Origin of the sequence: Paraburkholderia sp. A3BS-1L, from assembly GCF_051125215.1 — a bacterium.
Classification (GTDB): domain Bacteria; phylum Pseudomonadota; class Gammaproteobacteria; order Burkholderiales; family Burkholderiaceae; genus Paraburkholderia.
In genome coordinates this window covers 613,498-629,491 of record NZ_CP120444.1, presented here as the reverse complement: position 1 = coordinate 629,491, position 15,994 = coordinate 613,498, and the positions used below count along the sequence as shown (strand labels likewise).

Genomic DNA, 15,994 nt, shown 5'->3' with positions numbered 1-15,994 from the left:
GCCGGATTCCCACGGAGCGAGGCAGCGTATGGCTGACCTGACGGCGGCATTGTTCGCCCGCTACAACCGCGTCATGCGCGGCACCTTCGTCGGTGTCCTGATCGTCGCGTGCGCGCTCGTCTACATCCAGTTCCGGATGACGCTGGGCGCCGAAACGTCCAGCCTGGGCCAGCGCATGCAGGAGCAGGCCGTGTCGCTCGACGCCATCGTCAAGACCGCCTCGGACGCTGTCAACACGATGCGCATCCAGGCACAAACCTGGTTTCGCCTGCATCCACAGGGCGCCGCGCCTTCCGTGCTGCTGCGCGCGCTGCAACCGGGCGCCGCGCCCGGCAGCATCGAACTCGAGCAGTTGCCGCCGCCGTGGACCGTCGCCGACGCCGGCAACCTGACCGGGCTCGTCGGCGTGCGCACGCCCGCCATCGACCGCGAACTGGAGATGGCGCTGAGCCTGAACGGCACATTCAAGACCCTCAAGGCCAATCTGCCCGGCGCGACCTGGGTCTATTACACGTCGGCGTACCGCTTCATCAATATCTATCCGTGGGTGTCGTCGAAAAACTTCTTCTACGCGGATTCGCTCAAGCAGAAGGAGTTCTTCGCCGGCGTCGAGCCCGCCGCGGATCCGTCGCGGCACATCCTCTGGACGCCGGTGTATCTGGACGAAGCGGGCCAGGGCGTGATGGTGACGGCCTCGGCGGGGGTCTACGACGACAAGGCGTTTCGCGGTTCGGTCTCGCTCGATCTCACGCTCGTGCGGCTCAACCAGTTCGTGCGCAACTGGGACGAGAGCCTCGGCACGCTCTTCATCATCAACGATCGCGGGCAGTTGCTCGCGCATCCCACCCTCGTGCGTTCGGGCGCACAAACCATTCTGCAGGCCGCTGAAGCGTTTCCTCTGGCATTGCGCCGCGATCTGCCAGCCACGCTGCAGGCGGCGGACGGCGACCTCGTCGAGCTGGACGGCTATTACGTGGAGACGCTTGGCATCCAGAACGCGCCGTTCCATCTCGTGCTGCTCGTGCCGCGCTGGAATCTCGTGAAGGTGGCGCTGGAAACGGGCGTGCCGAGCGTGCTGCTGCTCGTCATGGGCCTGACCTTGATGCTGCTGATCGCGAGCAGCTTCACCTATCGCGACGCGATCGTGCCCGCGCAAAAACTCGTGCGCTATATCCAGGAGGAAGACCGCGGCTCGGTAAAAACGATCCCCGATATTCCGCAGGCGTGGCGCCCCTGGTTCCTCACTATCCAGAACGTATTCAACGCACACACGCAGCTCGTGTCGATCCAGCAGGAGCTGGACGTCGCGCGGCGCATGCAGCAGTCGATCGTGCCCACGCGCTTTCCGTCGCGCCCCGATCTGCAGATGTTCGCGCGCATGATTCCGGCGCGCGAGGTGGGCGGCGACTTCTACGACTATTTCTGGCTGTCCGACCAGAAGCTCGGCGTGGTGATCGCCGACGTTTCGGGCAAGGGCGTGCCCGCCGCGCTGTTCATGGCCGTGGCGCGCACGCTGCTGCGCGCGATCGCGCCAAGCGCAGCCGGTCCCGGCGCCTGCCTCGCGCTTGCCAACGACCTGCTCGCGCAGGATAACGAGGCCACGATGTTCGTGACGCTGTTCTACGGTATTCTCGATACGGGCACGGGTATGCTCGAATACGCGAACGGCGGGCATAATTCGCCTTGGCTGATCGCGCCGGACGGCACGGTTTCTCAATTGCCGGGCACGGGCGGCATGGCGCTCGGCGTGATCGAAGGCGTGCCGTTCGTGCAAGCGAGCGCCCAGATCGCTTCGGGCTCGACGCTGCTGCTCTACACCGACGGCATTACCGAGGCGTTCAACCCCGCCGACGAGGAGTACGGCGAAGTGCGCCTTTCCGGGCATCTTGCGGCTTCGGCGGGACTCGGCGTGGAGGCGCTGCTCAAGCGGCTCGTCGACAGCGTCTACGAGTTCGCCGATGGCGCGCCGCAGTCCGACGACATTACCTGCCTGGCAGTTCACTATGGAGCGGCCGGGCCGACGAAGGCATGAACGTGAGCGACCGATTCGATACGCAGTTGACGGTGCACGCACCGGATATCGGCGGCCTTGTCGATTCACTCGACATATTTTTTGCCGCGCACGGCTTGCCGCATGCGCTGCTGCAGTCCTTTGCGATGGCGTTCGACGAGGTCGTTTCGAACATCGCGGCCTACGGCTCGGCGCAGCAGCCGATCCGCATTCACGTGACGGTCGCGGCCGACGAGGTGTGGGCACAGGTGATCGACGACGGCGTCGCGTTCGATCCGCTGCAGCTCGCCGACCCCGACGTGACGAGCAGCGTCGAGGATCGCGCGATTGGCGGGCTGGGTGTCTTTCTCGTCAAGAAGATGATGGACAAGGTGGCCTATGAACGCCGCGAGCCGTACAACTGTTTGAGCTTCGCGAAGCGCATCGCGCCCGCGCGAAACTGATCTACGAGGGAAACATGAATATCAGCGAAGTCAACGAGGGCGAAGTGCTGGCAATCGCCGTGTCGGGGCGCGTGGACAGCACGACGGCGGGGCAGCTCGAAGAAGTGTTGCCCGAGCGCGTGCAGAGCGCGTCGTGCGTGCTGCTCGATCTCACCGACGTGCAGTACGTGAGTTCGGCGGGGCTGCGCGTGATGCTCAAGGCCGCGAAGATTGCGAAGGGCACCGGGCACGATCTCGTGCTGGCGGGACTCGCGGCGCCGGTTCACGAGGTGTTCCAGGTGATCGGCTTCGACTCGCTGTTTCGCATTCTGCCAGACCGCGCGGCGGCGCTTGCCGCGCTTTCGGGCAACGGCGCCTGAGCGTCGCGCCTCGCTTGCCCATGCGTGACGGGCCGCCTTGCGGCGGGCCCCTTGCCGCTCAGCCGCAGGTTCAGGCGCGGCCCGGATTGTGTGTGCCGTTCAGGACTTCGGTGCGAGCCACGAGTCTTCCGCCTCGATGCCGTCCGGGTCGAATGTCCACGTGATCTTCTCGTAGGTGAACGAGATATCCTCCATGTGGCCCATCTGCTTGTTCTCCAACGCCAGGCAGTTCGGCGTCCATGCGCGGACGTTCGTCAGGATCGCGTTCGACAGCTTCACCGTGTAGTACTTCTCTTCCGTGCCCTTCGGCGAGATGCGGTAGTACTCCAGCGTCACGTCCTTCATCTGCTCGCCAGAGGTCAGCGCCTGGAACAGCTTGGGCGAGGACTTGTCGATTTCCTTGGTCAGCGTCATCGGCAGGTGCACCCGCTTGCCCGTGGGCAGCCCCGTCTGCGGGCTCTTCGGAATTTCAATGGTGTGGTCCACGGCCTGCACCAGGATCTTTCCCTCGTGGCCCTTGACCTTCGTCGAGCCTTCGATCTTTCCCTGGTTCTGGCCTTCGAGTACGAGATAGCACGGCATCGGCATGATGATTTCTCCAGTTGGTATTCGGTTGCGGCGTTGTCTTCAGTCGTTGCTCAGAGTTCGTCTCTGCGCATGGGATGAATTCTGGTCGCGGGCCATTACGAGCTTGTTTCAGGAAAGCCGCACCGTGTTACCGATGAAATACGCGCTGCCCCGGCGTGTTTCTCTCAGGCAACCTGATTAAAGCGCTCGAGTGCCTGCGCGCGCGTGTCCGCGACACTCAGGATCGATAGAAAGCCGCTGATTTCGAAGGCTTCGCGAATCTGGTTCTGCACGCCGCACAGCACGAGCAGGCCGGCGGACTGCTTGAGCCGCTTGGCCGCCACGAGCACGACGCGCAGCCCGGCGCTGGAAATGTAGTCGAGCGCGCTCAAGTCGATCAGCAATTGATTGATCCCCCGGTCGAGCTGCCGCAGAATCTCGGCCTCGACTTGCGCGGAGTTCGTGCTGTTGAGCGCGCCTTCGAGGTTCGCTACTAGCACATCTCCGTGCATTTCATACTGGTTTGCCAACATGGTCTCTCGTGCAATGGTTTACCGCTGTTTACCGTTGCAACGGTAAGTCGTGGTGTGGACGTTATCGTTCATGTACTCGCCACACAGGGAATTCACGCGCCCAATTTTATGATTGCGTCTTGTGAAACAGGCGGTTGGGGCAACTAAAAAGCTTTCAAACGATTGACAAAAAAACCGTCAATGCTCCATGGCATCCATAGCTCTCGCAATGTCGCGCCCACGTGAATCGGGCGTATGGCGCGCGTAGCGTATCACGTACCGTGCGCGGATCGAAGTGGGAAAAAAACCGATAAAAATATTCAGTCTGACTCGTTTGCATACCACATCGATGTGGTATGCAAATTTCCTTATGGATCGTAATCGCGTCATGCAAGGAAAAGCATTGTCCAATGCGTGAGAAACAGATTTTTGTGGCGTGCGAATTGGGTAAACGCTATTCTCCAGGGCTACAAGAAAGCTCTCTGTTTTCACCAACAGCTACGGGTACAAGAAAGGGGATCGGCCATGGCATCTGACGGGTCAGTCGCTCCGAAGGAGCGCGTCAATATCGTATATCGTCCGGCGACAGGGGATGCCAAGGCGGAGGTGGAGTTGCCGCTGAAGCTGCTGGTGCTGGGGGACTTCACGCTGCGCGACGACGATACGCCGATCGAGGAAATGAAGCCCGTCAACGTCGACAAGGACAATTTCAACGACGTGCTCAAGGGGCAGAAACTGTCGCTGGATCTGGCGGTGCCCAACCGTCTGGAAGCGAATGCCGATCCGGACGCCGCGCTCGCGGTGAACCTGAAGTTCGAGTCGATCGACGACTTCTCGCCGGACGCGATTGTCGAGAAGGTGCCGGAGCTGCGCCAGATGATTGCGCTGCGCGATGCGCTCAAGGCGCTCAAGGGGCCGCTGGGCAACATCCCGGATTTCCGCAAGCGGGTTCAGGATCTCATCGAGGACGAGGGCGTGCGCGCGCGTCTTCTGAGCGAGCTGGGCATCGGCGAGAAGTGATTGCGCCGGGCGGGCATCGTCCATATCGTCGATTTCGTCCGTATCCATTCGGGGACAGCACATGAGTGAAGAGCAAAAGCAGCAGGAGCAGGCCGTCGCAGAGCAGGCGGCCGCGGGGGGCTCGCTGCTCGATCAGCTGATCGAGTCGGCGCGCATCAAGCCCGGCGACGAGGCGTATTCGATCACGCGCCAGGGCATCCAGGCGTTCATCTCGCAGTTGCTCGAGCCGCAGCATGCGGTGGAGCGCATCACGCAGGCGACGGTGGACAGCATGATCGCCGATCTGGACCAGAAGCTGTGCGCGCAGGTCGATGCGATCCTGCATCACGGCGATTTCCAGAAGATGGAGTCGGCGTGGCGCTCGCTGAAGTTCCTGGTCGAGCGCACCAACTTCCGCGAGAACGTCAAGATCCAGGTGCTCAGCGTGAGCAAGGGCAAGCTGCTCGACGACTTCCAGGATGCGGCGGACATCACCAATTCGGGGCTGTACAAGAACCTGTACACGGCGGAGTACGGCCAGTTCGGCGGACAGCCGTTCGGCGCGATCGTGGCGAACTACGAGTTCGGGCCGGGCACCCAGGACGTGAAGCTGCTGCAGTACGCGGCGAGCGTATCGGCGATGAGCCATGCGCCGTTCATCGCGGCGGCGGGTCCGCAGTTCTTCGGGGTGGACACCTACGACCAGTTGCCGAACCTGAAGGACCTGTCGTCGATCTTCGAGGGTCCGCAGTTCGTCAAGTGGAACGCGTTCCGGGAGTCGGAGGACGCGCGCTACGTGGGGCTGACGCTGCCGCACTTTTTGCTGCGTGTGCCGTACGGTGCGGATACGGTGCCGGCGAAGAAGTTCAACTACAGGGAAGACGTGTCGGGCGGCAACGGGCAGTTCCTGTGGGGCAACGCGGCGTTCGCGTTCGCCTCGCGGCTGACGTCGAGCTTTGCGGACTACCGGTGGTGCGCGAACGTGATCGGGCCGCAGGGCGGGGGCACGGTGGGCGACCTGCCGGTGTACACGTACGAGTCGATGGGCGAGCTGCAGAACAAGATCCCGACGGAGGTGCTGATATCGGAGCGGCGGGAGTTCGAGCTTGCGGAGCAGGGTTTCATCGCGCTGACGATGCGCAAGAACAGCGACAACGCGGCGTTCTTCTCGGCGAATTCGGCGCAGAAGCCGAAGTTCTTCGGCAACACGAAGGAAGGCAAGGAAGCGGAGCTGAACTACAAGCTGAGCACGCAACTGCCGTACATGTTCGTGGTGAGCCGTCTGGCGCATTACATCAAGGTGATCCAGCGCGAGCACATTGGCACGTGGAAGGAGCGTGTGGATCTGGAGAGCGAGCTGAACACGTGGATCCGGCAGTACGTGGCGGACATGGACAATCCGGCCGAAGGGGTGCGCAGCCGCCGGCCGCTGCGCCAGGCGGAGATCGTGGTGGCGGATGTGGAAGGGGATCCGGGGTGGTACCGGGTGGACCTGAAGGTGCGTCCGCACTTCAAGTACATGGGTGCGTCGTTCACGCTGTCGCTGGTGGGCAAGCTGGAGAAGAAATAAAAGAGCCGCGGCGAAGTTTCGGTTCGATGTTTCGTATGTAACACAGCTGAAACGTCGCGCTAACGGAGCGCCTGCATGATGTGAATCATGCGCAGCGCACACAGGAAAGCTGGGCAGAACAGCCGGGGCGCCGAGCCCTGGCGCCATTGACGACTTGCCACCAGTTAAACCGGGGAAAACTATCATGCCGATGCCGTGCTATCTCGTACTCGAAGGCCAGAACCAGGGAAAGATCGAAGGCTCGACGAAGGTCAAGGGCCACGAGGGAAAGATCCTGGTGCAGGCCGTGGACCACACCATTGAAATTCCGAAGAGCCCGCAGACGGGGCTGCCCACGGGCAAGCGGGTGCACCTGCCGATGACGCTGACCAAGGAAATCGACAAGTCCTCGCCCAAGCTGTTCCAGGCGCTGACCTCTGGCGAGCAGATGAAGGACGTGACGCTGGAGTACTACCGCATCTCGCCGAAGGGCACGGAAGAGAAGTACTACACGGTGAAGCTGTCGAACGCGATCCTGACGAACGTCCGCGCATGGACGCCGAACTGCCTGGCGTTGGAGAACAAGCAGATGGGCCACATGGAGGATATCTCGTTCACCTACGAGAAGATCACATGGACGTTCGACCCGGACGGCATCGAGGCGGAAGACTCGTGGCTCGCACCGAAGTCCTGAACGGGCTGAACGTGGTGAGCGGGCGGTGACAATGCATTGACAAAGCGGGGGCGGGGGTGAAAGAGCGTCGGTTGCTCGAACGGATTGCGAGCTGGGAGGCGGGCGAGGAGGGCGACGCCCGCACTAACCAGACGCAGGTGGACGTGCTCGTGCGCTCGGTGATGAATCACCTCACGCGCCTGCTCAACACGCGGCAAGGCAGTGTGCAGATCGACCCGCTGTTCGGCGTGCCCGACTTCACGAACCTCGCGGGCACGACGGCGATGGGCTCGACGCGCGAGATCGAGGAAGAGATCCGCCGCATGGTGCTGCGCTACGAGCCGCGAATCAAGTCGCCGCGCGTCACGCTCAATCGCGAGGAGACCGACGTGCTGTCGATCCGCTTCGCGCTCGAAGGAGCGCTGGAAGTGGACGACCGCGAAATTCCGCTACGCATATCGACAACGGTGGGCGCCAACGGCCGGGTGAGCATTGCCTGAGCGTCGGGTCCACCTATCTTTCCGCTCCTGTGTCAGTCAGTCGGGCAGCCATGTTCAATCAATATTACCTGGATGAGCTGAACAAGCTGAAAGGCTTGGCTGCGGAGTTCGCGCGGGTCAATCCCGCGATTGCGCCCATGCTTTCGGGCGCGTCCGCGGACCCCGACGTCGAACGCCTGCTCGAAGGCGTGGCGTTCCTCACGGGCCTTACGCGCCAGAAGCTCGACGACGAATTCCCTGAGTTCGTCCAGGAGCTCACGAACCTTTTGTTCCCGCATTATCTGCGGCCCGTGCCGGCGTCCACGCTGATCCGTTTCGCCGCGAAAGGGCCGCGCTCGCAGGCGGCGCGCGTGGCGGCTGGCACCGAGCTTGCGTCGGTGCCGGTGGATGGCACGCCGTGCCGCTTTCGCACTGCCTGCGATCTCGATGTGGAGCCGCTCGCCATCGCCGAGGTCAATCTGCTGAGCCACGCGGGCGCCGCGCCCGTGCTCATGATCGATTTCGAGATGCAGGGCGGCCTGTCCATCGCGCAGTGGGGCGGCGACAGCCTGCGGCTGTTTCTCGGCGGTGGCTATGTGGATGCCTCGAAGCTGCTGCTGCTGTTGATGAACCACGTCGTCGGCGTGCGCATTTCGAGCGGCAACGGCGAGCGGCTCTCGCTCGGCGCGAAGTGCCTGCGCATGAGCGGCTTCGACCACGATCTGCTGCCCTATCCGAGCCAGGCGTTCAGCGGCTACCGCACGATCCAGGAGTTCTTCACGCAGCCGGAGAAGTTCCTGTTCGTCGACATCGCGGGCCTGCAACGCTGGACGGCGAACGCGAAGGGGACCAGCTTCAGCGTGGTCATGACGCTCGATTCGCTCCCCGAATGGCTGCCCGAGATCGGCAACGAAAGCTTCATGCTCAACGTGGTCCCGGCCATCAACGTGTTCTCTCACGCGGCTGATCCGATCGCGCACAACCATCGCGCTACCGAATACCGCGTCGTGCCCGAAGGGCGGGACCGCCGCCATCACCAGGTCTACTCGGTCGACCAGGTGCTGGGCTACCAGCAAGGCCAGGCGCGAGAGCGCGTCTACCAGCCCTTCGGCATGTTCCGCCACGACGGGCGCGGCGCGCAGCTGAGCTACCGCACCTCGGTGCGCAGCGCGAACGTGGAGCGCGGCAGCGAAGTTTATCTCTCGCTCAACTATCCACCCTCGGATACGCCGCTGCCCGAGACGCTGTCGATCCGCATCACCTGCACGAACCGCGCGCTGCCGGAGAGTCTCAAGCTCGGCGACATCAGCCAGCCCACCAGCACCTCGCCGGACCAGATGACGTTCAGCAACATCCGTGCGGTGACGCCCGCCCAGGACCCGCCGGCCGGCGAGGAACTGCTGTGGTGCCTCATCTCGCACGTCTCGCTGAACCTGCTTTCCCTTGCCAACGCGGAGAACCTGCGCAAACTGCTCGGCCTGTACGTGTTCTCGGGGCGCCAGGGACCGGAGGCGGTCAATCGCCGGCGCATCGAAGGCATTCTCGAGCTGAGCGTCACGCGCGAGACGCGCCTCGTCGGCCGCGGCGGTATCCAGCGCGGCCAGCTCATCCGCATGCGCTGCCGCGAAGATCACTACGCCGGGCTCGGCGACCTGTATCTGTTCGGCTGCGTGCTGGAGCGCTTTCTCGGCGATTACGCCGGCATCAATTCGTACACCCGCGTCGAGCTCGAAGGCGCGCATTCAGGAACCGTCTTCAAATGGCCGCAGAGACTCGGGCAACAGCCGACGCTGTAAAGGACCTGCTGCTCACGAACGGTGAGAAGTACTCCTGGTTTCAGGCGATCCGTCTGCTGCGGCTGTACGACCGGCATACGGGCCTGCGCCAGGAGAATCTGCGCGTGCGCCCGCGCCTCGGGCTTGGCTTCCCCGAAAACGACATCGACCGCATCGAGGCGCTGCCCGGCGGCGGCTATCGCATCACGGCCAACTTTTTCGGCCTGTATGGCGTGTCCTCGCCGCTGCCGACGTACTACACCGAAGATCTGTTCGAGGAGCAGCGCGAGGGACGTCATGTCACGCGCGACTTTCTCGACATCGTTCACTACGCGCTGTATCCGCTGCTGTTCGACGCGTGGGCGAAGTACCGCATCGAGCAGCGCATCGTCGAGGACCGCGACGAGACGGTGCTCAATCATCTCTACGCGTTTGTCGGGCTGAACGATGCGGACCTGCGCGTCGAGCTGCTGCCGGCCAGCGCGGAGTTGCTGCGCTACGCGGGCCTCTTCAACCAGCGGCCGCGCTCGGCGCTCGGCCTGAAGACGATGCTGGCCGACGCGTTCGCGCCGGCGCGGATCCGCGTCGAATGCGGCCTGCGGCGCGCCCAGCCGATTCCCGCCGACCAGCGCTGGCAACTCGGTGCCCAGGGCAGCCATCTTGGCGACGATGCATGGCTGGGCGAGCTGATCGACGATTACGGCGGCACGATCAAGGTGCAGTTCGCCGACGTGCCGCAGCCGCTCTTTCATCAACTGCTGCCGGGCGGCGCGGGGCATGCGCGGCTGCGCTTTCTCACGCGCTTTTACCTGATCGATCCGCTTGACGTGGAAGTCGAGCTCGATCTGTGCCGCGAGGAGGCGCACGCGGCGCGCTGTGGTTGCAGCACCTGGTCGCGGCTCGGCTACGACACGTGGCTCAATCCCGGGCTGGCCGATCTGCCCACACGCGTCCGCTACCGCCTTTAACGCTACGGATAGAACAAGAGAGGAGAACCAACATGCTGCTGGTCGAGCTCAAGCCCCTCGTGGGGCGACTGAACGCCTACTGCAAGCAGGCACTCGAAGATGGCGTGGGGCTGTGCGTGTCGCGCGGCCACTATGAGATCACAGTCGAGCACCTGCTCGTCAAGCTGTTCGAGGATATCCAGGCCGACCTCGCGCTGCTGCTGCGTCAGCACGGTATCGACGCCGCGCTCGTGCAGCGCGGCATCAATCTCTCGATCGAAGACATGAAGACGGGCAACGCGGGCCGTCCGGCGTTCTCGCCGCTCCTGCTCGAGCTGCTGCAGGACGCGTGGCTCATCGCCTCGGTCGACCTGCAGGAGCCGCGCATACGCTCGGGCGCCGTGCTGCTGGCGTTCCTCGCGCGTCCGACCTATTACGCAACGGGCGATTACGCGGCGCCGCTGCGCGAGCTCAATCGCGAACTCCTGCTGCGTTCGTTCGATCAGATCTGCGGCGGCTCGATCGAAGCGGGCGAGCGCGAGTCCGGCGGCGGCGAGGGCGCGGCCGCGGCGCCCGCTGGCGCCGACGGTAGCGCCATTGCGCGCTTTTGCGAGAACTTCACCGAAAAGGCGCGGGCCGGCAAGCTCGATCCCGTGTTCGGCCGCGACGCGGAAATCCGCCAGATGGTCGACATCCTCGCGCGGCGCCGCAAGAACAACCCGATCTGCGTGGGCGACCCCGGCGTCGGCAAGACGGCCGTCGTGGAAGGGCTCGCGCTGCGCGTCGTCGAGGGCGATGTGCCCGATTCGCTCAAGGACGTGACGATCCTCGGCCTCGACATGGGCCTCCTGCAGGCCGGCGCGAGCGTGAAGGGCGAATTCGAGAACCGCCTGAAGGGCGTGATCACCGAAGTCAAGGCATCGGCGAAACCGATCATCCTGTTCATCGACGAAGCCCACACGCTGATCGGCGCGGGCGGCCAGGCCGGCACTTCGGACGCGGCCAACCTGCTCAAGCCGGCGCTCGCGCGCGGCGAACTGCGCACGGTCGCGGCCACCACGTGGGCCGAATACAAGAAGTACTTCGAAAAGGACGCGGCGCTTGCGCGCCGGTTCCAGCTCGTCAAGCTCGATGAGCCCGATCTCGCCACCGCGGTGCTGATCCTGCGCGGCCTGAAGGAGAAGTACGAGGACGTTCACAAAGTGGTGCTGCGCGACGACGCGATCATCGCCGCAGCCGAGCTGTCGAGCCGCTACATCACGGGGCGGCAATTGCCGGACAAGGCGGTGGACCTGCTCGACACGGCCTGCGCACGTGTCAAGGTGCTGCAAAGCGCGAAGCCTGACGTGCTCGAAGACAAGGAGCGCTGCATTCAGGCGCTCGAGCGCGAACAGCGCGGCCTCGAGCGCGACGAGGACAACCAGCAGCCGGTGGACCGCGCGCGTCTCGAAGCGATCGGCGCGGAGTTGCAGAGCCTCGCTGCCGAAGCCGCGGCGCTGCGCGAAGTCTGGCAGCGGCAGCAAGCAGCGGCGAAGGTGCTGCTCGATGCGCGCACGGCGCGCCACGAGGCCAAGGCCAATGGCGCCGCGCCCGAGGAACTGCAGCGGCTGGCGCAGGCGATCGCCGGGGCCGCCGAAGCATTCAGGACCGCGCAGGGCGACGAGCCGCTCGTGCATATCGACGTTGATCCCGATGTCGTGGCGCGGGTGATTTCCGACTGGACCGGCATTCCCGTGGGCAAGATGCTGCGCGACCAGGCGCAGAGCGTACTGGGCATGGCCGCCACGCTCAAGGAGCGGATCCGCGGCCAGGATCACGCGATGGAGCTGATCGCCGAAGTGCTCAAGACAGCGAAGTCGGGCTTGAAGGACCCGCAGCAGCCGATGGGCGTGTTCCTGCTCGCGGGACCGTCGGGCGTGGGCAAGACAGAGACGGCGCTTTCGGTGGCGGACATCCTGTTCGGCGACGAGAAGTCCACCACCGTCATCAACATGAGCGAGTTCCAGGAGAAGCACAACGTGAGCCGCCTGATCGGCTCGCCGCCTGGCTACGTGGGCTACGGCGAGGGCGGCGTCCTGACCGAGGCGGTGCGCCAGCGGCCTTATTCGGTCGTGCTGCTCGACGAGGTGGAGAAGGCGCACCTCGACGTGATGAACCTGTTCTACCAGGTGTTCGACAAAGGCATGCTCTCGGACGGCGAGGGCAAGGAAATCGACTTTTCGAACACGGTGATCTTCCTCACCTCAAATCTCGCGACCGACGTCATCACCGAAATGACGGTCGGTGACGACAAGCCCGACGCGGCGACGCTGCTTTCCGCGGTGCGCCCGATCCTCTCGAATCACTTCAAGCCCGCGCTGCTCGCGCGCATGACCGTGATTCCTTACTTCACGCTGCAAGGCGAGGCGCTCGCGGGCATCGTGCGCCTGAAGCTCGACAAGGTGGTGCGGCGCGTCGCGCACAACAACAAGATGCGCTTCACCTATAGCGACGCGGTGGTGGCACAGATTGCCGCGCGCTGCACGGAGGTGGAAACGGGCGCGCGCAACATCGACTTCATCCTGCGCGGCAACGTGCTGCCGCTGATGTCGCAGGAGATTCTCGCACGCATGAGCGAGGGCGAGGCGCTCGAAGAGGTGGCGCTCGACGTGGACGAGGACGGTGAGTTCGTCGTGACCTTCCCCGGCGCTCACGCGTGAGCCGCGAAGCACCGTTTCAGATGTAACGCGATTGCAATCTCGCAGCAAAGCAGCGCCGCGAGAATAGAAAGAAATCACTGTACGGAGAATCAGCATGGTCTCAATGGCCGATCGGATATTGGCGAACAAGCGCTTCGCGTTCAGCTCGCAAGCGTTTGGCGCGGACAAGTTCGCGGTCGTGGAAATGGAGGGGTTCGAGTCGATCTCGCAGCCGTTCCGTTTCGTGCTCACGCTGGTATCGGACGATGCGTCGATCGACTTCGATTCGATGCTGAGCCACCCGGCGACGTTCGAGATTTACGGCCCGGAGGGCGAGATCCGCACGCCCCGGCACGGCATCCTTGCCGAATTCGAGCAGTTGCATCGCGCGGATGGCTACGTGTTCTACCGCGCCGTGCTGGTGCCGCGCCTGTGGCGGCTGTCGCTGTTCCGCATCTCGGAGGTCTACCTCGGCGAGCAGTCGATTGTAGACACGCTGCGCACGGTGCTCGAAAACGGCCGGCTCAACTCGGCCGACTACGAGTTCCGCCTCACGGGCACGTACCGGCCGCGCAGCTTCGTGTGCCAGTACCAGGAGACCTATCTGGACTTCCTCTCGCGCTGGATGGAGAAGGAAGGCATCTACTACTACTTCGACCATTCCGGCAGCACGGAAAAGCTCGTCGTCGTCGACGACAAGGTCATGCTTGACTCCCAGGCGCTGCCGGTCTCGTACCGGCCCGACGATTCGCTCGATACGGGTGTGGCGGCCGATTCGGTGCGCGACTTCGTGTGCCGGCAGCGCCCGCTGCCGCACGAAGTCGTACTGCAGGACTACAACTACCGCAAGGCGGCGCTGCAGTTGAAGGCGAGCGCAACGGTTTCGGATTCGGGGATCGGCGAAGTCGTGCTGTACGGCGAGAACTTCCGCACCCAGGACGAAGGGGAGCGCTACGCGAAGCTGCGCGCGCAGGAAATCGTCTGCGCGAGCAAGGTGTTTTCCGGCGAAGGCACGGCGATGGGGCTGCGCGCGGGCTACTTCTGCACGCTCTCGCATCACTATCGCGACGACTTCAACGGCGAGTACCTCGTGACTGAGGTGCATCATCAGGGATCCCAGGCAGGCGCGCTGCTCAGCGGCGTGGCGAGCCCGTACAGCGACGGCGCGCGCGGCGGCGAAATCGCCTATCGCAACAGCTTCCGCGCGATTCCCGCGGCGACCCAGTTCCGTCCGGAGCGCGTGACGGCCAAGCCGCGCGTGGCGGGCACGATGAACGCGACGATCGACAGCGAAGGCGACGGCCAGTACGCGGAGCTCGACGAGTTCGGCCAGTACAAGGTGCAGTTGCCGTTCGACGTGACGGACAAGAATCCGAATAAGGGCTCGGCGCGGCTGCGCATGGCCACACCCTACGCAGGCACGGACCACGGCATGCATTTTCCGCTGCACAAGGATGCGGAGGTGCTGCTGTCGTTCATCGACGGCGACCCCGACCAGCCGGTGATCGTGGGCAGCCTGCCGAATTCGGAGAATCCCAGCGTGGTGACGCAGGAGATCGCGCAGGCGAACCGGATCAGCACGGCGGGCGGCAATCAGGTCTACATGGGCGATGGCGAGGGCAAGGAAGTGATCTGGCTGCACTCGCCGTTCCATAACAGCTCGGTGGGCATCGGCTCGACCGACCCGAAGGGCGGAGGCAGCCTGTGGATGGCGACGGCCGGCACCTCGGAAAGCGTGACGGTGGGCGCGAACAACGGTGTGACGGTCGGGCCGAAGACCGCCATCACGGTCGGCACCTCGGTTGCGCTTTCGGCCGGCGTGAACAGCAATTACACGCTGGGCTCGAACGTGAACGTGACGTGGGGCCAGAATGTCGGGTGGACCGGAGGACGGAATGTGTCGCTGAGCGACGCCGAAACCGTCATGCTGAAGACCGACGCCAAGCTGCAGGGCAGTACCACCTTGAAGCTTTCCGGCGGGATGCAGCCGGCAATCGATACGGCGGTTCAGGCTGCGAAAAAATCGGTTCTGCGCGCCGCGCAGATCAGCACGGCCGTCAATGCTGCGCTGGGCGTCGCGGCGGGCGGCACGGTGACTGCCGGCGTGTACCTCGGCGGCGGGGAGAAGACCAACGGCAAGCTCGACCTCGCCAACCCGTGGGGTTACGGCACGACGGCCGGGCAGATGGCGGGCGCGGTCGGCGCCGGCCTCAACCTGTTCCGGGTACTGCGCAATGCCGGTAATTCGATTGCCGCAGCCGTTGCGGCCGCGCCGACCTATTCGAGCAATATCGACCTCGATATTTCCGGCATCACGGCCATGGCCGGCGTGGCCGCCGCCGGCGGACAGCTTAAGCTGACGCCGCTGACGGGAGAGTTCTCGGTAACGAACGCCGCCGCCAAGGGCAGCATCGACGTCACGAGCCTGAGTGTCACGGTGACGGCGGCGGCCACGAACACGGTGGTCGTGGATGGCCAGGGCGTCGCCGCGAAGGGCGCGATGGCAAGCCTCGAAGGCACGAGCACCGCCAGCGTCAAAGCCGGCACCAGCGCCAGCGTCACGGGCGGTACCGGTGTTGGCGTCAAGGCCGATACCGGTGCTGTCAGCATCGAGGCCACGGCCGGTAGTGTCGGCGTCAAGGCCGGTGCGGGCGTTTCGGTCGAGGCGGTGTCGAACGTATCGATCACCGGCGCCAAGCTCTCCGTTGTGGCAGACATGGACGTCGCCCTGGAGGCCGGCAATGCGTTCAGGGTGACCGCGGTGACCGCCAAGATCAACGGCAGGCTGATCCAGCTCGGATGACAACGGTATGAGGATCGAATTGCAATTGACGACCCATATCACCCGATATGCATTCCATTTAATCGTTGCAAAATGAGCTGGGGCAGGATGTGTATTCCTGCTTTATATGTGCTTTATTAAGGTATGCAGGGCAATAACTTCGAGGTTTTCAAAAAAATAACACGGGAATCATCCGCGCGGCATGTCGTCGATGCCGGAT

Annotated in this window: 13 protein-coding genes; 11 read left to right on the top strand and 2 right to left on the bottom strand. The window is 63.9% G+C overall.

What is annotated here, in order from left to right; translation table 11 throughout:
* Positions 1-28: 28 nt before the first annotated feature.
* From P5W99_RS27990 to P5W99_RS27980, 3 genes are read left to right on the top strand one after another with little or no spacing between them, the layout of a single operon-like run.
* Positions 29-2,032, top strand: a complete 2,004-nt coding sequence (locus P5W99_RS27990) for a SpoIIE family protein phosphatase (protein ID WP_434665367.1) — start codon at positions 29-31, stop codon at positions 2,030-2,032.
* On the top strand, positions 2,029-2,454 hold the full coding sequence (locus tag P5W99_RS27985) for an ATP-binding protein (RefSeq protein WP_421027111.1): 426 nt from the start codon (positions 2,029-2,031) through the stop codon (positions 2,452-2,454). The genes P5W99_RS27990 and P5W99_RS27985 overlap by 4 nt, the downstream gene beginning before the upstream one ends.
* A 14-nt stretch (positions 2,455-2,468) precedes the next feature.
* The gene (locus P5W99_RS27980; RefSeq protein ID WP_421027110.1) at positions 2,469-2,813 is read left to right on the top strand and encodes an STAS domain-containing protein; all 345 of its coding nucleotides are present in this window, start codon (positions 2,469-2,471) and stop codon (positions 2,811-2,813) included.
* A gap of 99 nt (positions 2,814-2,912) precedes the next feature.
* On the opposite strand, the gene P5W99_RS27975 is transcribed toward P5W99_RS27980, so the two are convergent.
* Both P5W99_RS27975 and P5W99_RS27970 read right to left on the bottom strand, forming a co-directional pair.
* Positions 2,913-3,401 (bottom strand): Hcp family type VI secretion system effector, encoded by a 489-nt coding sequence (locus P5W99_RS27975; protein WP_421029157.1) that lies wholly within the window; start codon positions 3,399-3,401, stop codon positions 2,913-2,915.
* Between the two features lie 164 nt (positions 3,402-3,565).
* Positions 3,566-3,913, bottom strand: coding sequence for an STAS domain-containing protein (locus P5W99_RS27970; protein ID WP_035532714.1), 348 nt, complete (start codon positions 3,911-3,913; stop codon positions 3,566-3,568).
* Positions 3,914-4,417: 504 nt separating this feature from the next.
* Here P5W99_RS27970 and tssB point away from each other — a divergent pair.
* The 8 genes from tssB to P5W99_RS27930 all read left to right on the top strand — a co-directional run bounded on the left by tssB (position 4,418) and on the right by P5W99_RS27930 (position 15,795).
* A complete protein-coding gene (gene tssB / locus P5W99_RS27965; RefSeq protein ID WP_421029155.1) occupies positions 4,418-4,912 on the top strand; it encodes a type VI secretion system contractile sheath small subunit in 495 nt (164 codons plus the stop codon).
* Between the two features lie 61 nt (positions 4,913-4,973).
* Positions 4,974-6,461 carry a type VI secretion system contractile sheath large subunit gene (gene tssC / locus P5W99_RS27960; protein WP_421046687.1) on the top strand — a complete coding sequence of 496 codons (1,488 nt, stop codon included), beginning with the start codon at positions 4,974-4,976 and terminating at the stop codon, positions 6,459-6,461.
* 184 nt (positions 6,462-6,645) lie between these two features.
* Positions 6,646-7,134: an Hcp family type VI secretion system effector gene (locus P5W99_RS27955; protein WP_421029157.1), complete on the top strand. Its 489-nt coding sequence runs from the start codon at positions 6,646-6,648 to the stop codon at positions 7,132-7,134.
* Positions 7,135-7,205: 71 nt separating this feature from the next.
* Positions 7,206-7,613: a type VI secretion system baseplate subunit TssE gene (gene tssE, locus P5W99_RS27950; protein ID WP_035535285.1), complete on the top strand. Its 408-nt coding sequence runs from the start codon at positions 7,206-7,208 to the stop codon at positions 7,611-7,613.
* A 50-nt stretch (positions 7,614-7,663) separates the two neighbouring features.
* Positions 7,664-9,388 carry a type VI secretion system baseplate subunit TssF gene (gene tssF, locus P5W99_RS27945; RefSeq protein ID WP_434665363.1) on the top strand — a complete coding sequence of 575 codons (1,725 nt, stop codon included), beginning with the start codon at positions 7,664-7,666 and terminating at the stop codon, positions 9,386-9,388.
* Positions 9,352-10,335, top strand: coding sequence for a type VI secretion system baseplate subunit TssG (tssG, locus tag P5W99_RS27940; protein WP_421029152.1), 984 nt, complete (start codon positions 9,352-9,354; stop codon positions 10,333-10,335). Before tssF ends, tssG begins: the two co-directional genes overlap by 37 nt.
* A 32-nt stretch (positions 10,336-10,367) precedes the next feature.
* On the top strand, positions 10,368-13,013 hold the full coding sequence (tssH, locus tag P5W99_RS27935) for a type VI secretion system ATPase TssH (protein WP_421029153.1): 2,646 nt from the start codon (positions 10,368-10,370) through the stop codon (positions 13,011-13,013).
* Between the two features lie 94 nt (positions 13,014-13,107).
* Positions 13,108-15,795 carry a type VI secretion system Vgr family protein gene (locus P5W99_RS27930; RefSeq protein ID WP_421029154.1) on the top strand — a complete coding sequence of 896 codons (2,688 nt, stop codon included), beginning with the start codon at positions 13,108-13,110 and terminating at the stop codon, positions 15,793-15,795.
* Positions 15,796-15,994: the final 199 nt, after the last annotated feature.

Coding starts and splice junctions, on each gene's coding strand:
- P5W99_RS27970 (WP_035532714.1), bottom strand. CDS start 3,913: ATGTTGGCAAACCAGTATGAAATGCACGGAGATGTGCTAGTAGCGAAC.
- P5W99_RS27955 (WP_421029157.1), top strand. CDS start 6,646: ATGCCGATGCCGTGCTATCTCGTACTCGAAGGCCAGAACCAGGGAAAG.
- P5W99_RS27980 (WP_421027110.1), top strand. CDS start 2,469: ATGAATATCAGCGAAGTCAACGAGGGCGAAGTGCTGGCAATCGCCGTG.
- tssH (WP_421029153.1), top strand. CDS start 10,368: ATGCTGCTGGTCGAGCTCAAGCCCCTCGTGGGGCGACTGAACGCCTAC.
- P5W99_RS27930 (WP_421029154.1), top strand. CDS start 13,108: ATGGTCTCAATGGCCGATCGGATATTGGCGAACAAGCGCTTCGCGTTC.
- tssF (WP_434665363.1), top strand. CDS start 7,664: ATGTTCAATCAATATTACCTGGATGAGCTGAACAAGCTGAAAGGCTTG.
- tssC (WP_421046687.1), top strand. CDS start 4,974: ATGAGTGAAGAGCAAAAGCAGCAGGAGCAGGCCGTCGCAGAGCAGGCG.
- P5W99_RS27975 (WP_421029157.1), bottom strand. CDS start 3,401: ATGCCGATGCCGTGCTATCTCGTACTCGAAGGCCAGAACCAGGGAAAG.
- P5W99_RS27985 (WP_421027111.1), top strand. CDS start 2,029: ATGAACGTGAGCGACCGATTCGATACGCAGTTGACGGTGCACGCACCG.
- tssB (WP_421029155.1), top strand. CDS start 4,418: ATGGCATCTGACGGGTCAGTCGCTCCGAAGGAGCGCGTCAATATCGTA.
- P5W99_RS27990 (WP_434665367.1), top strand. CDS start 29: ATGGCTGACCTGACGGCGGCATTGTTCGCCCGCTACAACCGCGTCATG.
- tssG (WP_421029152.1), top strand. CDS start 9,352: ATGGCCGCAGAGACTCGGGCAACAGCCGACGCTGTAAAGGACCTGCTG.